This window comes from Microvirga massiliensis, assembly GCF_001006805.1.
Taxonomy (GTDB): domain Bacteria; phylum Pseudomonadota; class Alphaproteobacteria; order Rhizobiales; family Beijerinckiaceae; genus Microvirga; species Microvirga massiliensis.
In genome coordinates this window covers 207,314-226,124 of record NZ_LN811356.1, presented here as the reverse complement: position 1 = coordinate 226,124, position 18,811 = coordinate 207,314, and the positions used below count along the sequence as shown (strand labels likewise).

Below are 18,811 nucleotides of genomic sequence, written 5' to 3'. Positions count from 1 at the left end.
AGATAGGGGGAGACGAGCTGCGTCAGCTCACCGCGCGTATCGCCTCCCAGACCCGCTGCGGAGTAGCGGGCATATCGACATGCCGGACGCCGAGCGGGCGCAGGGCATCGACGACGGCATTCATGATCGCAGGCAGACCGCCGGCGCAGCCGGCCTCTCCGCAACCCTTGACCCCGAGCGGATTCGTGGTCGCGGGAACCGGCCGGCTCTCGAAGGCGAAGGCAGGCGCGTCGTCGGCCCGGGGCAGCGCATAATCCATATAGGAACCCGTCAGGAGCTGCCCGTCGGCGTCGTAGACCGTCCGTTCCAGCAAGGCTTGGCCGAGGGCCTGAACGACCCCGCCATGGAGCTGCCCTTCGACGAGCATCGGATTGATGAGGGTCCCGAAGTCGTTGACCATCGAGTACCGGACGACCTCGACCGTGCCCGTCTCGGCATCCACTTCGACCTCGGCGATGTGGCACCCGTTCGGGAATGCCGAGGGAGAATTCTCGTGGACATGCTGCACGTCGAGGGTGTGCGGGACGTCGTCCGGCAGCACGAGCCCGGCTTGCAGGCGCTGCGCCACGTCCATGATGTGGACTGCACGGTCCGTCCCGGCGATCGTGAACCAGCCGCGGGAGAATTCGATATCGGCGGAGCTCGCTTCCAGGATGGAGGCGGCAATCTGCCGGCCCTTCTCGATTACCTTGTCGCTCGCCTCGAGGATCGCGGTGCCGCTCGCCATGATCGATTTCGAGCCGCCGGTACCGCCGCCGGCGATGAGTTCGTCACTGTCACCCTGCAGCAGGCGAATGCGCTCGAACGGGATCCCGAGTTTGCTGTGCAGGACCTGCGCGAAGGGTGTGGCGTGGCCCTGTCCGTAATCGAGCGTACCCGTGATGATCGTCACGGTGCCATCCGGCTCGAACCGGATGCCGCCCATCTCCTTCATCGGCGGCGCCGTCACCTCCAGGTATTGGCCGACGCCGATGCCCCGCAACTTGCCGCGCTCCTGGCTCTCGCGCCGGCGCTCCTCGAAGCCGGACCAGTCCGCCGCCTCGACGGCGCGGTCGAGCAGGGACGTGAACTCGCCGCTGTCATAGGTCATGCCCGATGCCGCGGCATAGGGCATCTCCTGAGGCTGGATGTGATTGCGCCGCCGCAGCTCCAGGCGATCGAGCCCCATTTCGGCGGCGGCGCTGTCGATGAGCCGCTCCATGTAGTAGTTGCCCTCGGGCCGCCCGGCGCCGCGATAGGCCCCGATCGGCGTGGTGTTCGTGAACATGCACCGGACCGAGACCTCGACTTCGGGCGTGCGATAGACGCTCACCACGTTCTTGGCGATGTTGATCGTCGAAAAGAGCGGCGAGACCTGCGTGAGGTAGGCGCCCATATTGGCGAGCCCGCTGATCCGCACCGCGAGGAACCGGCCTTCTGCGTCGAGCGCGAGCTCCGCCGTCGACTCGGCATCGCGGCCCTGGTGATCCGAGAGAAAGCTCTCGGAGCGCTGGTCCGTCCATTTGACGGGGCGTGCGAGCGCCCGGGCGGCGTGCAGCAAAGCGACATATTCCGGGAAGGGCGACGCCTTCATCCCGAAGGATCCACCGACATTGCGGGTCAGGACCCGCAGCTTCTCCGGCTCGACTCCGAGGATCTCCGTGGCGAGCGTGTTCCGAAGGCCGAAGACGCCCTGGCTGCCGACGTGAAGGGTCCAGCGCTCTTCGCCTGCATCATACTCGGCCAGCGCCGAACGCGGCTCGAGCGGGCTGACGACCACGCGATTGTTCGAAAGCTGCAGCCGTGTGACGTGCGCCGCGCGCGCGAAGGCCTCCTCGACCCGGCGCGCGTCCCCATAGTGGTAATCGAGCGCAAGATTGCCGGGCACATCGTCGTGGATCGATGGTGCGTCGGCCGCGAGCGCCTCCGCCGGTGTGGTCGCCGCCGGAAGCGGCTCGATGTCGAGGACGATGGCTTCGGCGGCATCACGGGCCTCAAGGGCCGTCTCGGCGATGACGAGCGCGACGGGTTCGCCGAGATAGCGCACCCGGTCACGCGGGAGCGAGGGATGGGCGGGCTTCCGCAACGACTTCCCGTCGCGGCCTTTCAGCGCCATCGCACAGGGCAGGTCCTTGTAGCCGGCGCTCTCCAGGTCCTCGCCCGTAATGACCGCCAGCACGCCGGGCATCTCACGGGCCGCGGACGCATCGAGGCCTTGAATGATCCCGTGCGCATGGGGGCTGCGGACGAACACGCCATGGACCTGCGACGGCAGGCTGACATCGTCGGAGTAGCAGCCCCCACCTCGGATGAGGCGCGGGTCCTCCGACCGGGGAACGGCCTGGCCAATGCCAAAGCGTTGCAACGCAAGCTCGTCTGCTCTGAACTCTTTGTTCATCTCTCGTCCCGAGGTGAGCGGCCTGGATGGGGTCGGAGGCAGGCATCCACCCGGGTAGCGGGATCGCTCGGAGCCTCACGACAGGCGTCCCCTGCAGGTAACCCGGACAGGCCCGCGAGTCGAGGTGCGACGGGTTTGGCCTGCATCGACGACACAGCCCGGCGAGGGCCGCCCAGCCGATCGCGCCGAGGCAGCCTGACGAGAGAGGTCTTCTGTCGGCTTACCGGGTGTTGCGCGTTCCCGAGCCCCTCTGCCCGTCACCCCCTGGCGTGCCCTGCCGCTGCGCTGGCTCGTTGCTCGCCAGGGTCGTGCCGGGCGCCGCGCCCTGGAGGGCTTGTCCCGTGATCTGCGTCATGAGGTCCTGAGCCATCTGGAGATGATGGAGGACGGTCGGCAGGGTCTCGGACGCAAAGCGCTTGATCCCGGCATCCTGGCCGAAATTGATCTCCCACTCGAGGAGTTGCACGGTCTTCTGGTGGTCGGCGATCTGCCCGTGCAGATAGGCGCGGTCGAAGTTGGAGCCGCTCATGGCCTGGAGCTGATCGCGCATAGCCTTGTGCTCCGGATCGAGCTCGCCGGGCAGTGGGATATCGGCCTGCTTTGCCAAGCCCGCGAGCTGGTCGTTGGCCTTGCCGTGGTCCTGGACCATGCGCCGCCCGAAGTCCTTGATGGCATCGCTGCCGCCCTTCTGCTCGGCCATCCTGCCGAGCTCGACCTCCGCCATCCCGCCGATCGTGGCGATGCGCGCAAACAACCGGTCCTGTGTGTTGGGCTCATGCGGCGCCGGAACGCCGGGTGCGCTCTGCGGTGTCCCAGGCGCCATGCCAGCTGGATTGCCGACCTGCGCCGAGACCGGCAGCGTCAGCAGAATGGCGAAGCCCGAGAGGGTCGCGAGAAGTCGCATGGCATCCTCCGTCTTTCGAACTTGGGCCTTACCCGTGACGACGGGAATCTGCCCCGGTCAGAGGTTGAGCATGTAGGCCACCAGGGCATCTTTCTCCTGCTGCGTCAGCTTCACGCCGAGCACGAGGTTGAAGAACTCGACGGTGTCGGCGAGCGTCAGGAGGCGGCCGTCATGCATGTAAGGCGGTGAGTCCTTGATGCCGCGCAGGGTGAACGTCTTGATCGGGCCGTCCGGCAGCATGACCATGTCGTTCACGGTCTGCCCGACCGGATAGAAGCGCTCCAGCTTCAGGTCGTGCATGTTGTTGTCCATGAACGATGTCTGAGCGATGTGGCATTCGCCGCAGCGTCCTTTGCCAAAGAAGACTCTCTCGCCTGCGAGTTCCTGTTCCGTGGCCTTGGCGGGATCGAGCTTGCCGAACGGGTCGAGCTTTGGCGCGGGTGGGAAATCGATCATGTTCTGCATCTGCGCCATCATGGCGACCTGGTTCGGCCGGTCTGGCAGGTGCACTCCCTTGCGCGTCGCGCTGACATGATCGCCGTTGAAGTAGGCCGTGCGCTGCTCGAACTCCGAGAAATCTTCGACCGAACGCAGTGACCGTTTCGATCCGTGGATCTGCTGGTTGAACATCCCGCGCAGGCTCGTCGTGTCGAGGCGGAAGCGAGCCGATTGCGGGCGGACATCCGGCGTCTGATGGAAGGCCGCGTTGGTGTGGAAATTCGAGTGGCAGTCCAGGCAGGTCACGCCGAGACTCTGATCCGCCACCTTGCGGTCCTCGGTCTGGTTGAACTCCTCCTGCGGGAACGGCGTGAGCAGGATGCGCAGTCCCTCCATCTGGACCGGAGTGATGATGCCGTTCATCAGCTCGTAGTAGTTCTTGATCGTCAGGAGCTGGCCACGGGACACGTCGCCGAGTTCGGGATGCGTCGTCAGGAAGATCGGCGGCGGGAATTCCGGCGTGAACCGGTCAGGGAGATCGAAATCGACATCGAAGCGGCGCAGAGAACGCCCCTCCTGCCGCTGGATCTCGTCGATCTCGCGGTTTGGAAAGACTTGGCCGCCGGTTGCTTGCTTGACATGCGGCAGCGGCATGAAGCCGGCGGGCAGGAGTCCCCGTTCACGGATTTCGTCCGGGCTCATTGCCGCGAGGCTGTCCCAGGTCACGCCGGAAGGGAGCTTGACGCGCACACCGCCCTGCACCGGCTTGCGCCCGCCGGACATCATTACGCCGGGAATCGGCCGGTCCGACAGATCGTAGCGCTGGTTGAGCAGATCGGCCTGCCGTTGCATGACCTGCGGCTTCTGCGCCTCGTCAGCGGCTCTGACTTCCGACAGGGGAAGCGTCGGGAGAGGCCGATAGGTCGTGTCTGGGGGCAACGGGTCGGACAGGGCGGCGAGGCTGCAGAGGACAGCCCCGGTGACGAGAAGGGTTCCTCGGAGGGAGCGTGACATCCACCACTCCTTTGGCACGTAATTGGCAAATCAAGAAACAGATGAACTCACGGCCGGTGGGCCTGCCCGCCAACGCTTTCGGGTGCGCCATGTTCCGGCTCGTCGCTGGTTTCACGGCTCCGTGATCGGGCGCTCTCGCAGCCTTTCCCGAGCTTCGCTCTGCCCAGCGCCCGCCGAGACGCCTTGGCGCTCCGACCGCTTTCCCGATAGTCTCGACGGGTCCGCGTTCCAGGGAGATGCATCGTGGCCGGTTGGGCCGTCGTTCTATCGGCCGTCTTTTACCTCTGTCTACTCTTCGCCGTCGCGCATTGGGGAGATACCTCCGGCCGGAGGCTCATGACGGGGCGGTGGCGCTCGACGATCTACGCCCTCGCGCTCGCGGTCTATTGCACCTCTTGGACGTTCTTCGGATCGGTCGGCCTCGCGACCCATTCGGGCTTCGACTTTCTGACGATCTATATCGGGCCGGTTCTGGTCATCGGCGTCGGGCATGCTCTGGTGACGCGGGTCGTCAGGATCGCGAAGGCACAGAATATCACGTCGATCGCCGATTTCGTTGCCGCCCGTTATGGGAAGAGCGAGCGGGTTGCGGCCCTCGTCTCGTTGATCGCCGTGATCGGGACAATTCCCTACATGGCCCTGCAGCTCAAGGCCGTCTCGGCCTCGCTGGGCGTGTTTCTCACCGATGGAGAAAGCAGCACCATTGCGAGGACTATGCCCGTTCTCGGGGACCTCGCCCTCGTCGTGGCCATCGTCCTGGCGGGATTTGCCGTCGCGTTCGGGACACGGCACACCGACGCCACGGAGCACCAGGATGGCCTCATGATGGCGATCTCGCTCGAGTCCGTCGTGAAGCTCATCGCCTTTCTCGCGGTTGGCTTCTACGTGACCTATGTCATGTTCGACGGCGTGAGCGATATCGGCGCCCGGCTCGGCGCAGAGAGCCTCACAGCCGAACTTCTGGCGGAAACCTCGTCGATCGGCGGCTTCCTGACGTTGCTGCTGCTCTCGAGCTGCGCGTCGCTGCTCTTGCCGCGACAGTTCCACATGGCGGTCGTCGAGAATCGCGCGATCGAGGACGTGCGGCGCGCGAGCTGGCTGTTTCCGCTCTATCTCATTCTGATCAATCTCTTCGTGATCCCGATCGCCCTCGGCGGCGTCGTGACCTTCGGACCGAACGAGATCGATCGCGACATGACCGTTCTCGCGCTCCCTCTGCGAGGCGGGGCCGACCGGATGGCGCTGATCGCATTCCTGGGCGGCCTCTCCGCCGCGACCGCGATGGTCATCGTCGAATCCGTCGCCGTCGCGATCATGATTTCCAACCACCTCGTCATGCCAATCGTGCTGCGGCGGCGCGCCTATCTCATGGCACGGCATGCGGCGCCCGTGGCTGACCTGTCGGGGTTCGTGCTCGGTGTTCGCCGGTTCGCGATCGTCGTCGTCCTCCTCCTCGCCTATGCGTATTACCGCATGTCCGGACAAGCGGCCCTCGCGGCGATCGGCCTTTTGTCCTTTGCCGCCATTGCGCAGATCGCGCCGGCCTTTCTCGGCGGCCTGATCTGGTCCCGCGGCACTGCGCGCGGCGCGAGTGCCGGTCTCGTCGTAGGTTTCCTGACCTGGATCTATACGCTCCTCCTCCCGAGCCTCGTCACCGCACACAGCGCCTGGTCGGATCTCATCGTGTCGGGGCCCTTCGGAATCGAAGCACTCCGCCCGACGGCCCTGTTCGGGGCGGATCTCCCGCAGCTGAGCCATGGCGTCGTCTGGAGCCTAGGGCTGAATCTCCTTGCCTATGTGGTTTTCTCGCTGGCGCGACCCGCAACCGCTCTCGAGCGCCTCCAGGCCAACACCTTCGTGGGTGAGTCCGAACTCTCCATCGCGCCGACCTTTCGGCTGTTTCGTGCGAGCGTCACAATCGACGAGTTGCAGGCGACCGTCGCGCGCTATCTCGGCGCCGAACGAACGAGCCGCTCCTTCGCGAGCTTCGCGCATGGGCGCGCCCAGGTTCTCGATGGACGCGCCGAGGCCGATATCCATCTTCTGCGCTATGCGGAGCATCTGCTCGCCTCCGCAATCGGCGCGGCCTCCTCTCGCCTTGCCCTCTCGCTGCTGCTCCGGCGGCGAAACGTCTCCACGAAAGCAGCGCTGAAGCTACTCGACGACGCGTCCGCGGCCATTCAATACAGCCGCGATCTCCTGCAGCACGCCATCGACCATGCCGGCCAGGGCATCACCGTTCTCGATCGGGACCTGCAGCTCCTCGCCTGGAACAGGGCCTTCATCGACCTCTACGATATTCCGGCCGACCTCGTGCGCGTTGGGATCGGGCTCGAGGAGATCGTGCGCTTCAATGCCGAACGCGGTGCCTACGGCCCAGGGCCGTTGGACGAGCTCGTGGCGGACCGCATTCACAGTTTCATCCATGATCTCGTGCCGGTGCGCCTGCGGCTCCATTCCTCAGGCAAGGTGCTCGAGATCCGTTCGAACGAGCTGCCGGATGGCGGCTTCGTCACGACCTACACGGACGTGACCGAGGCCGTTGCTGCCGAAGAGGCTCGCGCGCGCGCCAACGAAACCCTGGAGCAGCGCGTCCGCGAACGCACGGAGGAACTGACGCATCTCAACGAGGAGCTCACTCGCGCGAAGGCTGATGCCGAAGAAGCGAACATCTCGAAGACGCGGTTCCTCGCCGCCGCGAGCCACGACATTCTGCAGCCGCTCAACGCTGCACGGCTCTACACCACGTCCCTGGTCGAACGGGATCGTGAGGCAGGCGATGCCACACTCGCCGAGAACATCGATGCGTCGCTTGATGCCGTCGAGGAGATCCTGGCGGCACTTCTCGAGATTTCGCGTCTAGACACCGGCGCGATGAAGCCACAATGGTCGAGCTTCAGGATCGACGAGCTGTTCCGCCAGTTGCAGCGGGATTTCGAGCCGATCGCGCAGGAGAAGAAGCTGGACCTCACTTTCGTCCCGCCGAGTCTCACAGTCCGATCCGACCGCCGGCTCCTGCGGCGTGTCCTGCAGAACCTGATTTCGAACGCCATCAAGTATACCCCTCAGGGACGCGTTCTCGTCGGCGCGCGCCGCCGCAAGGGACGACTCATTCTGGAAGTGTGGGACACGGGCCTCGGCATTCCGGCCTCGAAGCAGCGACTCGTCTTCCGCGAGTTCCAGCGCCTCGACCAGGGCGCCAAAGTGGCCCGCGGGCTCGGCCTCGGTCTGTCGATCGTACAGCGGATTGCGCGCGTGCTCGATCACCCGCTTTCCCTGACGTCGGAACCCGGACAAGGATCCGTCTTTCGCATCGAGCTTCCGGTCGTTGCGGCGGTGCCGGTTTCAGCTGCAACGGACGAGAAACCCCGCATTCCCGTTGCGCCTCTCGCAGGGCTTCGGGTGCTGGCCGTCGACAACGAGCCGGCCATTCTCGAAGGCATGCGCACGCTGATGAATGGCTGGGGCTGTCTGGTCATGACGGCGTCCGACCTGCGCTCCGCGCTCGACGCGATCCATGCGGCGCACAATACGCCGGACGTCGTGATCGCGGATTACCACCTTGATGAAGGCGACGGCCTCGACGTCATTCGCTCGCTGCGTTGGCAGATCCGCTCCGACCTTCCCGCGGTCCTGATCACCGCCGACCGCTCGCCCGCGGTGCGGGACGAAGCCGCAGCCATGAACGTGCACCTCCTCAACAAGCCCGTGAAACCCGCTGCGCTACGCGCTCTCCTCGCGCAATGGCGTGCGAGTCGTGTGGCGGCGGAATAGTTTAATACGATACCTTACTGACACTTTCGATCGAAATGCCCGAGACGGAGTTCAGCCGGACTAGGCCAACCCTGCATGGGTGGCCCAGTCCGCGGTCAGGCGACCAATGAATAGCCGAACCTGTCAGTTCAACCAAGTTTCGACCTTGTCCGGATTTTCCTTGACCCAGCGTGCGGCCGTCTCCGCCGGCTTCGCTCCCTTTTCCTCATTCCAGACCATCACCTTCTGCTCGTCATCGAGCGAAAGCTTGAACTTGGACAGGATGGCGTGCACCTCCGGCATGTCCTTCTTCAGGTCCTTGCGGGCAACGGTATTCACGGTCTCCTCCCCGCCGAAGACATTCTTGGGATCGGCCAGGTACTTCAGCTCCCAGCGCGCGAACATCCAGTGAGGCGTCCACGTCGTGACGACGATGTTCTGCTTCCTATCGTAGGCGTCCTTCAGGGCAGCCGTCATGGTCGCGTCGCTGCCGTCGACGAGCTTGACCGGCAGCCCGTATTCCTTGATGGCCTTGTCCGACGCCTTCATGAGACCGGCGCCAGGATCGATCCCGATGACCTTGCCGTCGACGAGACTTGCCTTGCTCTTCAGGTCCTCGATGGATTCCAGCGGCGTGTATTTGGGAACGGCCCAGCCGATCTTCGCTCCGGTAACATTCGGCCCGATCAAATCGACCTTGTCCTTGAGCTGACCGTAATACGAGGCATGTGTCGCTGGCAGCCAAGCGGCGACCATCGCATCCGCCTCGCTCGTTGCAACGGCCTGCCACATGGCCGCGGCGGCGAGCGGCGTGATCGTGACCTCGTAGCCCTTCGACTCGAGCACGGTCTTGATAATGTTCGTGGCGACGATGGCGTCGGACCATTCGACGTAGGCGATCTTCACTTTCTTGCTCTGGGCTTCAGCGCTGCCCAGCATCAGGCCTGCCGCGGCAGCGGCAGTAACGGCTGCAGTGACGAGTTTCTGGAACACGGAATAACTCCCTTACATTCCTGGTTTCAGGACACCCCTCTGTGGGGATGCGAACCCTCCGGAACACCGGCCTTTCTGGTCAGTGTGCGGTCGCGCCGGAGGGGCGCATGCGTTGCGCCATCTTCTGCGTGATGCGGTCGAGAATGACCGCCAAGATGACGATTGCGATTCCCGTCTCGAAGCCGACGCCGGCTTCGAGACGCTGAATGGATCTCCAGACCTCGCGGCCCAGGCCGCCGGCGCCAATCATGGCGGCGATCACCACCATGGAGAGCGCCAGCATGATCGTCTGGTTGATGCCCGCCATGATGGTCGGAAGGGCGAGTGGGAGTTGAACCTTGAAAAGCTTCTGTGCTGGGGTTGAACCGAACGCGTCGGAGGCTTCGATGAGTTGGTGTGGCACCTGCATGATGCCGAGAGCAGTCAACCGGATCACGGGCGGCATCGCAAAGATGATCGTGGCGAAGCATGCCGAGACCGGGCCCAGCCCGAAAAAGGGAATGGCCGGAATGAGATAGACGAAGCTCGGCATGGTCTGGGCCATGTCGAGGCAGGGACTGACGGTCTGCCATGTGCGCTTGTTGAGCGCACAGGCGATTCCGAGAGGAATACCGATCAGCAGGGCCGCCACTGTCGAGAGGGTTACGAGCACCATGGTTTCCATGGTCGGCTGCCAAAGGCGGAGATTCCAGAGGAAGCCGAATCCCGCCGCAGTCATGATTGCGATGCGCGTGCCGCCAAGCCGCCATGCCACCAGGACCAACGCGGCGATCGTCAGCCAGGGCGGAATCGACACGAGGGCGGCTGTCGAGACATCGATCCAGTCAGCGACGACCTTGCTGACGGCCCGGGTCAGGCTTGAACCGTGATAGGTGAGCCAAGTAAGGGCTTGGTCGCAGAGTTCGTCGAGCGGGAACTTTGGGATTGACCACTCCATGCCGCTTCTCCGTCCTTCATGGTGCCCGACGAGGCACTGACATGCGGGATGCCAGCGAGCGCCGCGACAGCGCCCCGGCTGGTGAGAGATCCGAGAAACCGCCCGCCCTCCCCGACCACTGCCACGCCGTCCGGCTCGGCGGCCAGGACCGGCAGGGCGGCCTTGAGCGTGATGTCGGCTTGCACGCAAGCGATATCGGTCCGCATCAATTGATCGAGAGTTTGCGAGGGCCGCGGCGACGCGGTAAGCACGTCGCATGCGACCCGCCCGACCAGGCGTCCGGAATCATCGACGACGTACAAGATCCCGATATTGCCGTTGCCGATATCATCGCGCGCCTCGGACACGGTCTGCCTCGAGCGCAGGACGGGAACAGCCCTGTCGGCGAGCCGCTCGACGGTCAACACCGACGAGACGTCGATGTGCTCTACGAAGCGTCGCACGTAATCGGTCGCTGGCCGCAAGAGGATTTCCTCGGGCCATCCGATCTGGACGATCTCGCCATCCTTCATGAGGACGATGCGCCCACCAAGGTTGATCGCTTCGTCGAGATCGTGTGAGACGAAAACGATCGTCTTGTGCAGGTTCTGCTGCAGTTGTCGCAGTTCCTGCTGCATTTCCCGACGAATGAGTGGATCAAGAGCGCTGAAAGCCTCGTCCATGAGCAGAATATCGGCATCGACGGCAAGCGCCCGCGCCAGTCCGGCTCTCTGCTGCATGCCGCCAGAGAGCTCGCTCGGATACTTCCTCTCCCAACCCTTCAGACCAACGATCTCAATGGCGTGCATCGCCTTCTCGGTTCGCTGTCGTCGATCGATTCTCTGAATTTCGAGTCCATACTCGACATTCTCCAAGATCGTCCGGTTTGGAAACAGCGCAAAATGCTGGAACACCATACCGAACTTGGCACGGCGGAACTCCAGAAGGCGCTTTGTGGACAGCGACATCATCTCCGTACCGTCGACGATGATGCTGCCTGCCGACGGCTCGACGAGTCGGTTGATGCAGCGCAGCATAGTGGACTTGCCGCTGCCCGACAGACCCATCACGACGAGGATTTCACCTTCAGCCACATCGAAGGAGACGCGGTTCAAGCCGACCACGGTGCCCGTTCTGGCGAGAATACTGTCCTTGTTTTCCCCCGATCTCATAAGGTTGAGCGCCGCCTCCGGATTCGACCCGAAGACCTTGCTGACATCACGGACGATGACTCGCTTCTTTGCCATGGCACAACTCACGAATGTCTCATCGCCGATGGATGCCGGCACTGGTTAGGCACGCAAGTACGGGCGGGGAGGTCCTGAGCAGACGTCGGGCTTCGGATCGCCCGGCAGAGCTCGCTCATGGGAGCTCAGCGTACCCCAGAGGCTGGGGAGAGCCCGCGGGCTCCGTGCGTCGATGGATGTAGAGTCCGGCGTCGCGGCCTTCGTCACGTTCGTTTCCACCCTCGTCTGGCCTTGCGTTTCGAACAATTGGCGTTCGACGCGTGACGATCTTTATGCCGTCCGGAACAGTGATTGTGTCAGTGCCCCTTGGAGCCGCCTAGCCAAAAATCGACATGTACTTGAAAAATTTCGACAAACATTGCGGCCTGGTGAATTCAGTACAGTCGGGGATTGTCTCGCATAGCCGACTGCCGGTCCACTGCATTCCGGCTCGCAGCCGACCGGGATGCCCGCACTCTGCTGGGGGGCATCCCGAAATGCTCCCTGAACTGGCGCGAGAAGTGAGCATTGTCGCAGAACCCGGTCTCGACTGCAACGTCAGTGATGCTCTTGTGGGTGCTCTCGATCAGCCAGCGCGCGTAGCGTAGCCGTAGTTGACGATAGACGACGACCGGCCTCATGCTCAGGTTCGTCCGAAAAAGCCGTTCGAGTTGTCGGCCGGAGATGTTCAGCTTCGACGCGATGACATCGATGGACAGAGGCTCCGCCATGTGCTGTTCCATAATCAGCAAGGCGCGCTGCACCCGGTCATCGCCGACTCTGTCGTTCAAGGGAGGATGAGGCTGCGCATCGCTGCCCGATCGGGCGTGCTGAAGCAGGAGAACATGAAGGCTTTTTTGCGCGACTGTCTGCCCGAGATGCCGGCTGATCAGGAATGCCGCCAAGTCGGCAACCCCGCTACCGCCCGAACAGGTGATGCGATCGCGATCGACGACGAAGAGCTGATCCGCAATCGGCCGTTGATCTGGGAACTCGGCTTCGTAATCCTGGAAATGGTACCAGCACACGCAGCACCGGCGCCCCTTCATCAATCCCGCGCGTGCCAGAATGAAGCTGCCGGTGCAGACGCCGATCAAAGCTACGCCCGCCTTGGCGGTCGATTTCAGGTACTGGACAATCGCATCGTCGACCTGCTCGCCCGCATGCAGCAGGCCGCCGACGACTACGACGTAGTCGAACAAGTGGGGATCGGCCAGCGGGCTCGTTCGCTGCACCAGAAGACCACAGCTCGAACGGATCGGCTCAGGCTTTGCTGCCATGATTGACCACGTGCAGCGGATCGGTCGCGAGCGGTCACCCTCGTCAGCGGCAAGTCGCAAAGCATCGACGAATAGCGAGAGCGCCGACAAGGTGAAGTTGTTTGCAAGCACGAAGCCGACGCGAAGTGCGGGAGGGTTCGCGTCGGTGAGAGGCCACCTCCTGATTCCGGAGCAGTCGATGCTCATGCGCGAGAGCTCCCGCTCGGAGCGCTAACCTCGCTCCAGCCAACCAAGCCCGCGGTCGTGCGATGACACTCGATACCCTCGCGTCACGCTGCTGCCCGTCATGCTCACGCCCTCAGCCTCAGATTGTCCGGGTCGAAGGGCGATTCCGGAACAACGATCGCGCGGTGAGTCTTGCCGAGGATGCTGATATCCAGCTCGCTGCCGACCTCGCCGAGATCCGGGCGCACCATGCCGAGCGCCAGCGACTTGCCCAATCGCCATCCAAAGCCGCCCGACGTGCAGCGTCCAACAAGGTCGCCGTTCTTCAGAATAGGCTCCGAGCCGCGGGCGTCGGCATCCGCCACGTCATGCACCTCCAGGGTCACGAAGCGGTTCGCGAACCCGCGCTGTTGCCATGCGACCAAGGCATCCCGGCCGATGAACTGCCCCTTGTTCGGATGAACGAAGCGGTCGAGACCGGATTCCAGGGCGCAGTACTCGATCGAAAGCTCGCGCGGGATGAGACGATACGATTTCTCGAGCCTGAGCGAATCCATGGCGCGCATGCCGAAGGGCTTGATTCCGTAGGGCCGGCCCGCCTGCATGAGAAGATCGAAGATGTAGTTTTGCATTTCGATCGGATGGTGGAGCTCCCAGCCGAGCTCGCCGACGAAGTTGACTCTCAACGCCCGCGCATGAGCCGCACCGATATTGATCATCTTGCCCGATAGCCACGGGAAGCCTTCCTTGGAAAGATCCGTATCGGTGACCTTCTGCAGGACGTCCCGGGCATGGGGACCGGCAACGATCAGAACGCCATATTGCGTCGTGACCTTCTGAATATCGACGGAACCGTCCCGCGGCCGCAGCTTGGACAGATAGTCGAAATCGTGTCGCTCGGCTGCGCCCATGCCGACCAGGTAGAAGCGATCCGCCGCCTCCCGGAAGATCGTAAATTCCGAGCGCACGCCGCCGTTCAGCGAAAGCATGTGCGTGAGGGCCAAGCGGCCGACCTTTTGCGGCAGCTTGTTTGCCACCAGATTGTCGAGAAAGGCTTCGGCTCCCGGCCCTGAGACCTCATACTTGGCAAACGCGCTCATATCCTGCAGGCCGACGGCTTCGTGCACGTGACGCGCCTCGCGGCCGACGAACTCGAAGTAATTCGATCGGCGGAAGCTCCACTTCTCTTTCGGCCGCTCGCCATTCCTCACGGGCGGATGGTTTTCGTTCAGGAGCACGTCCGGCTTCGCGAGGTCTTCTTCAGGCAAGCCATAGCCGTCCGGAGCGAACCAGTTCGGCCGCTCCCAGCCGTAGACGGAGCCGAACACGGCACCAAGCGCCCTCATGCGGTCGTAGCAGGGCGCCCGCCTCAGCGGCCGGGCCGCCGAGCGCTCCTCGTCGGGATAATGCACTGTGAAGACGTTGGCGTAGGCCTCTTCGTTCTTCTCCCGCATATAGCCTCGGGTCGCGTAAGGGCCGAACCGGCGCGGGTCGACGCCCATCATGTCGATGCTCGGTTCGCCCTCGACGATCCATTCTGCGAGCTGCCAGCCGGCGCCTCCCGCAGCCGTGACGCCGAAGCTGTGGCCCTCATTGAGCCAGAAGTTATTCAGGTCCCATGCCGGGCCGATGATCGGGCTGCCGTCCGGCGTATAGGCAATGGCTCCGTTATAGACCTTCTTGACACCCACCTCGCCGAAAGCGGGAACGCGCGCGATCGCCGTCTCGATATGGGGGGCAAGGCGCTCCAAGTCCTCCTGGAACAGCTCGTATTCCGAGTCGTCGGCAGGCCCATCGACGTAGCAGCAGGGCGCACCGACCTCGTACGGCCCAAGAATGAAACCGCCATTCTCCTCCCGCATATACCAGGACGAGTCGGCCTCGCGCAGGACGCCCATCTCCGGGAGACCCATTCGCTGGCGCTCCAATACGACTGGATGGGGCTCGGTGACAATGTACTGGTGCTCGACCGGGATAACGGGGATTTCGAGCCCGACCATCGCGCCGGTGCGGCGGGCGAAGTTTCCGGTGGCAGACACCACGTGTTCGCAGGTAATGTCGCCACGATCCGTCTTGACCAGCCAGTCGCCGCTCGCCTTGCGCTCGATACCGATCACGGTCGTGTAGCGGTAGATCTCGGCCCCTCTGGCCCGGGCTCCCTTCGCCAGAGCCTGCGTCAGATCTGCAGGCTGGATGTAGCCGTCGTCGGGATGTTGAATCGCGCCGATAATGCCGTCCGTCTCACAGAGCGGCCAGATCTCCCTCACCTGGGCGGGCGTCAGGACATTGACCTTTATGCCGATCGTATCGGCGACGCCCTTGTAGTAAATGAACTCGTCCCACCGATCCCGGGTGCGGGCGAGACGAATATTGGAGACTTGTGCGAATCCGACGGGCTGCCCCGTCTCCTCCTCCAGCGACCTGTAGAGATTGACCGAATACCTATGAATTTGGCCAACCGAATAGCTCATGTTGAAGAGCGGCAGGAGACCGGCGGCGTGCCAGGTCGACCCTGACGTCAATTCCTTGCGTTCGATCAGGACGACATCGCTCCAGCCCTTCTTTGCCAGATGATACAGTGTTCCAACTCCGACGACGCCGCCGCCAATGACGACAACGCGAGCCTGCGTTTTCATGGGGTTCCCGTCCTGCTGTTCTGGTATCCGAGTCCTGTTGGCTGCTCCGGGCGCCGATCTCGAACGGTCGCCATCCCTGGGGTTGGCGTCTAACGCGTAGGCGACATTGTGTGTCGCGCGTGCGTCACGCTGTGGCCTCGCGTCTGGAGCGCGTTCAACAAAAACGGGCCCCTGTTTGGTGGCAGAACGCGCTCTCGACTCTTACAGGAGAGCTGTCGCTAGGTGGCCGACTGGTTCCCACTCGGCCTGAGGCCGTTCCGAGGGCTCTACAAGACATTCGGCAGCAAAGATCACCAAACGCTCGAGAACTGATTGACCTGAAACGGATTTCGACCCTGGTAGCAGCGGCAGAAGGTTGGCGGGACTCCGAGAGCTACGGATACTATGAATCCCGCGAGTGCTCAGGCAATGTCAAATTGGCTTAGTGGCGCTCAAGGTCCGTCAACACCGGCACAGCGGACCTTCCCAGGTCTTCGCTATATTACCAGGTTTGACGCAGTTCGGACCGTCAGAGTGTCCGCTTGCAGGCCGCGAACGATCGCCGTGCGATCCGCGCCATCCCAGGAGCGGGCAAGTGCAATTCGAGATGCACCTCGACGGTGGCCCCGAGATCGCACCCCGAGTTGCGGTGGGCGATAGGGGCTATGCCGGCAAGGGCAAACGCACAGCCGTCGCGAGCGCGGCATCACTCCGATGATCTCGCACAAGTCCAGCGAGAAGAACCGGCCCGCGCTCTTCCCAAAGGCGCTCTACCGCGCCCGCATCGAGCACGCGATCGGCAAGCTCAAACGCTTCAAGCGCATTGCGCTCCGCTGCGAGAAGACCGCCAGAAACCTCAGCTCCAGCGTGGCCTTTGCACTCCGCTTCAGCCTCGTCAAATCCATCCGCAGGACCTAGCCTGGACACGTTCCGACCTGATGGAGAACACCGATGGCTGACCTGTTCGACACTTGCCTCGCCTTCACGCTCGCCCAGGAGGGCGGCTATGTCGATGATCCGGCCGACCCTGGGGGTGCGACCAACATGGGCATCACGCTGGCCACCCTGCGGCACTGGGATCACAGCCCGACGCTTGGTCCCGCCGACGTGCAAGACATGCCTCGGCAGATCGCGGCGGCGATCTACCGCACGCTCTACTGGAACGCGCTGCGGGGTGACGCCCTGCCGGCAGGTGTCGATCTCAGTACCTTCGACTTCGGCGTGAACGCGGGCACCCGGCGCGGCGCGGAGCTGCTGCAGCAGGTGCTCGGCCTCCCCCCGGACCAGGTGGACGGCTCCGTCGGCCCGGAGACGCTGCGCGCCGCCCTGGCCGCGAACGCGTCGGAGGTGATTGGCGCCTTGGCCAGGCATCAGGCCGCCTACTACCGCGGCCTCCCGGAATTCGACCGCTTCGGGCGGGGCTGGCTCGACCGGACCGAGCGTCGCAGGCAGGCAGCACTGGCCATGCTGCAGGGGGACGGCGGGACCATCGACGTCTGAGGCTGCCGGCCGATGACGGCGCGCGATTACCGCCCGCTGCACCCTGCGGGCGTCAGCTCGGCTTGCTGATCCTGTTGGCCACCGTCCGCACCAGGGTATCCACCAAGCGGAAGACGATCTCGACACTGAAGCCGACGAAGAAGGCGAGAGCGCCGAGCGTCAGCGACACGCCCTCAAGCCGAACCGGCTGGCCATCGGTCCACATCACGCCGAGCAGCCCGCCCAAGGTCGCGCCCAGCAGCAGGCGCAGGCTACCGTGGATGCTCTCCCGCGCCTCAAGCGTGGAGGTCTGGATTTGCTGGTCTATCTCGCGGACGACGTAGACGCACGCGCCGAGCAGGCCCAGCAGCATCGGCATGACGAAGCCCGTCAGCGCGGCCAGGAGGATCAGGGTCCGCACCTCGCTGGACTCCCACTCCTCCTCCGGGAGTCTAATCGTGCGGTCCGGCTCCCGCGGGGCGAGCCAATTGATCGGCGAGACGTTGGCAAGGCGGCTGGAGATCACGTTCCAAGTGCGCAGCTCCTGCCGGACGATCTTCATGCGACTTAGCGCATCCAACATCTGCGCGCACAGGAGGTGCGCTTGGCCGCTCCGGCCAGCTTCTCCCGCGGGCGCGCTCGGCCCGTATGCCGCTGGCGGCCCGGTTGGCTGGGGGCAGTCGTATTCTGCAGCGCTGCCGGCGGCCGTGGACGCGGCGCGCGCCACGCCAAGACTGTTCGCGGCGGCTTGGTACTCCGTGCGGATCTGCTCGAGCTGCTGGAGGGCCCGTCGCCCCCTGTCCACATGGACCAACAGCACGATCGTGGCCATGAAGACCAAGACGCCGAACACCGCGCTCCCCCGCGCCCAGCGGATCAGCCACCGGGCTTCGGACCTCGTCTCGCCAGGCAGTTCCTCGTCGTCGCCCCATACAAAGGCTCGTGTGAGGGAGATGGATTTCACATCGGCGGGGGCCGCCAAGTCCGTCAGAATCGCCAGGCTCTCGTAGAGCTGTCCGAGCAGCTGTCCATCTCGGGCGATGACCTCCGGCGCGATCACCAGGAGCGCGGCATAGGGTTCCAGGGCAGGCCTTGGGACAGTGGAACCGGACGGCTCCGCTCGGCCGTTCGTCCCTGGAACGACTTGGACCGATGACCCGGCCCGACATGCAACGTGCCGGAGGAGCTCGCGGATGTCGATTTGCAGGCGCCTCACCAGTAGGACGGTATCCAGCTTGGGAGGCATGTCGGATGCTGTCGGATTGCTGTTCACAGCAGATTCGATCGCAGCCTCAGGCGGCGCATCGATTGGCGGGAGCGGCGTGCTCATCGCCGTGCGGCGCCTGACGGTGCTGGCTCCCCCCATCTCCAGCGATGCCCAGCGGTCCTCGTCGGCATTCCGGCCCTGCCGGCTCCGCGTAGCAGACAAAGCCGAAACCAAGCAGGGGACAGCGTCACGACAACTGTCCACTCCTCATCGGTTAGGCGCGTCAGCATCGGGCAACCTCCGCGGAGAGACCGGATGCTCACAGCAGTATGGTTAATAAACTCTTAGTTCGTCCCCATGACCTAAGAAGGTGATCATCGTGCGCACGGAGGCTTTCCCGGCCACAGGCGAAGGCGGCTCGGCCCCGATCGAGCCGGTGGCGGT

12 protein-coding genes and 1 pseudogene are annotated in these 18,811 nt (G+C 64.0%); 3 read left to right on the top strand and 10 right to left on the bottom strand.

From position 1 onward, the window contains the following. Positions 1-22: 22 nt before the first annotated feature. The 3 genes from BN1233_RS21480 to BN1233_RS21470 all read right to left on the bottom strand — a co-directional run bounded on the left by BN1233_RS21480 (position 23) and on the right by BN1233_RS21470 (position 4,733). On the bottom strand, positions 23-2,377 hold the full coding sequence (locus tag BN1233_RS21480; RefSeq protein WP_046865650.1) for a xanthine dehydrogenase family protein molybdopterin-binding subunit: 2,355 nt from the start codon (positions 2,375-2,377) through the stop codon (positions 23-25). A 220-nt stretch (positions 2,378-2,597) separates the two neighbouring features. Next, positions 2,598-3,281 (bottom strand): DUF4142 domain-containing protein, encoded by a 684-nt coding sequence (locus BN1233_RS21475; protein ID WP_063776660.1) that lies wholly within the window; start codon positions 3,279-3,281, stop codon positions 2,598-2,600. Between the two features lie 57 nt (positions 3,282-3,338). Beyond that, on the bottom strand, positions 3,339-4,733 hold the full coding sequence (locus tag BN1233_RS21470) for a cytochrome b6 (protein WP_046865649.1): 1,395 nt from the start codon (positions 4,731-4,733) through the stop codon (positions 3,339-3,341). Between the two features lie 240 nt (positions 4,734-4,973). Between BN1233_RS21470 and BN1233_RS21465 the strand changes: the two genes are divergently transcribed. Then, positions 4,974-8,507 (top strand): hybrid sensor histidine kinase/response regulator, encoded by a 3,534-nt coding sequence (locus BN1233_RS21465; RefSeq protein ID WP_046865648.1) that lies wholly within the window; start codon positions 4,974-4,976, stop codon positions 8,505-8,507. 123 nt (positions 8,508-8,630) lie between these two features. Here BN1233_RS21465 and BN1233_RS21460 read toward each other — a convergent pair whose 3' ends face one another. From BN1233_RS21460 to BN1233_RS21440, 6 genes and pseudogenes are all read right to left on the bottom strand, one after another. Beyond that, entirely contained in the window at positions 8,631-9,425 is a 795-nt protein-coding gene (locus BN1233_RS21460) for a glycine betaine ABC transporter substrate-binding protein (RefSeq protein ID WP_046865840.1), read from the bottom strand. Between the two features lie 133 nt (positions 9,426-9,558). Then, positions 9,559-10,416 carry an ABC transporter permease gene (locus tag BN1233_RS21455; protein WP_046865647.1) on the bottom strand — a complete coding sequence of 286 codons (858 nt, stop codon included), beginning with the start codon at positions 10,414-10,416 and terminating at the stop codon, positions 9,559-9,561. Continuing rightward, complete coding sequence (locus BN1233_RS21450) at positions 10,332-11,642, bottom strand: quaternary amine ABC transporter ATP-binding protein (protein ID WP_046865646.1); 1,311 nt, start codon at positions 11,640-11,642, stop codon at positions 10,332-10,334. Before BN1233_RS21450 ends, BN1233_RS21455 begins: the two co-directional genes overlap by 85 nt. Before the next feature lie 374 nt (positions 11,643-12,016). After that, complete coding sequence (locus tag BN1233_RS49805; RefSeq protein ID WP_244889837.1) at positions 12,017-12,352, bottom strand: helix-turn-helix domain-containing protein; 336 nt, start codon at positions 12,350-12,352, stop codon at positions 12,017-12,019. Between the two features lie 246 nt (positions 12,353-12,598). Further along, positions 12,599-12,901, bottom strand: a pseudogene (locus BN1233_RS49800) (DJ-1/PfpI family protein); the annotation flags it as partial. 290 nt (positions 12,902-13,191) lie between these two features. Then, positions 13,192-15,702 carry a GcvT family protein gene (locus BN1233_RS21440; RefSeq protein WP_046865644.1) on the bottom strand — a complete coding sequence of 837 codons (2,511 nt, stop codon included), beginning with the start codon at positions 15,700-15,702 and terminating at the stop codon, positions 13,192-13,194. 693 nt (positions 15,703-16,395) lie between these two features. On the opposite strand from BN1233_RS21440, the gene BN1233_RS21435 reads away from it, so the two are divergent. Then, positions 16,396-16,599 carry a hypothetical protein gene (locus tag BN1233_RS21435; protein WP_074078330.1) on the top strand — a complete coding sequence of 68 codons (204 nt, stop codon included), beginning with the start codon at positions 16,396-16,398 and terminating at the stop codon, positions 16,597-16,599. A gap of 33 nt (positions 16,600-16,632) precedes the next feature. Continuing rightward, positions 16,633-17,181 carry a glycoside hydrolase family 108 protein gene (locus BN1233_RS21430; RefSeq protein ID WP_046865643.1) on the top strand — a complete coding sequence of 183 codons (549 nt, stop codon included), beginning with the start codon at positions 16,633-16,635 and terminating at the stop codon, positions 17,179-17,181. 52 nt (positions 17,182-17,233) lie between these two features. Here the strand turns inward: BN1233_RS21430 and BN1233_RS21425 are convergent, their stop codons facing one another. Then, the gene (locus BN1233_RS21425) at positions 17,234-18,220 is read right to left on the bottom strand and encodes a hypothetical protein (protein ID WP_147707413.1); all 987 of its coding nucleotides are present in this window, start codon (positions 18,218-18,220) and stop codon (positions 17,234-17,236) included. Positions 18,221-18,811 lie beyond the last annotated feature (591 nt).

Excerpts from the sequence above, each read along its gene's own strand:
- BN1233_RS21480 (WP_046865650.1), bottom strand. The coding sequence starts at position 2,377 with ATGAACAAAGAGTTCAGAGCAGACGAGCTTGCGTTGCAACGCTTTGGC.
- BN1233_RS21475 (WP_063776660.1), bottom strand. The coding sequence starts at position 3,281 with ATGCGACTTCTCGCGACCCTCTCGGGCTTCGCCATTCTGCTGACGCTG.
- BN1233_RS21470 (WP_046865649.1), bottom strand. The coding sequence starts at position 4,733 with ATGTCACGCTCCCTCCGAGGAACCCTTCTCGTCACCGGGGCTGTCCTC.
- BN1233_RS21460 (WP_046865840.1), bottom strand. The coding sequence starts at position 9,425 with ATGCTGGGCAGCGCTGAAGCCCAGAGCAAGAAAGTGAAGATCGCCTAC.
- BN1233_RS21455 (WP_046865647.1), bottom strand. The coding sequence starts at position 10,416 with ATGGAGTGGTCAATCCCAAAGTTCCCGCTCGACGAACTCTGCGACCAA.
- BN1233_RS21450 (WP_046865646.1), bottom strand. The coding sequence starts at position 11,642 with ATGGCAAAGAAGCGAGTCATCGTCCGTGATGTCAGCAAGGTCTTCGGG.
- BN1233_RS49805 (WP_244889837.1), bottom strand. The coding sequence starts at position 12,352 with ATGGCGGAGCCTCTGTCCATCGATGTCATCGCGTCGAAGCTGAACATC.
- BN1233_RS21440 (WP_046865644.1), bottom strand. The coding sequence starts at position 15,702 with ATGAAAACGCAGGCTCGCGTTGTCGTCATTGGCGGCGGCGTCGTCGGA.
- BN1233_RS21435 (WP_074078330.1), top strand. The coding sequence starts at position 16,396 with ATGATCTCGCACAAGTCCAGCGAGAAGAACCGGCCCGCGCTCTTCCCA.
- BN1233_RS21430 (WP_046865643.1), top strand. The coding sequence starts at position 16,633 with ATGGCTGACCTGTTCGACACTTGCCTCGCCTTCACGCTCGCCCAGGAG.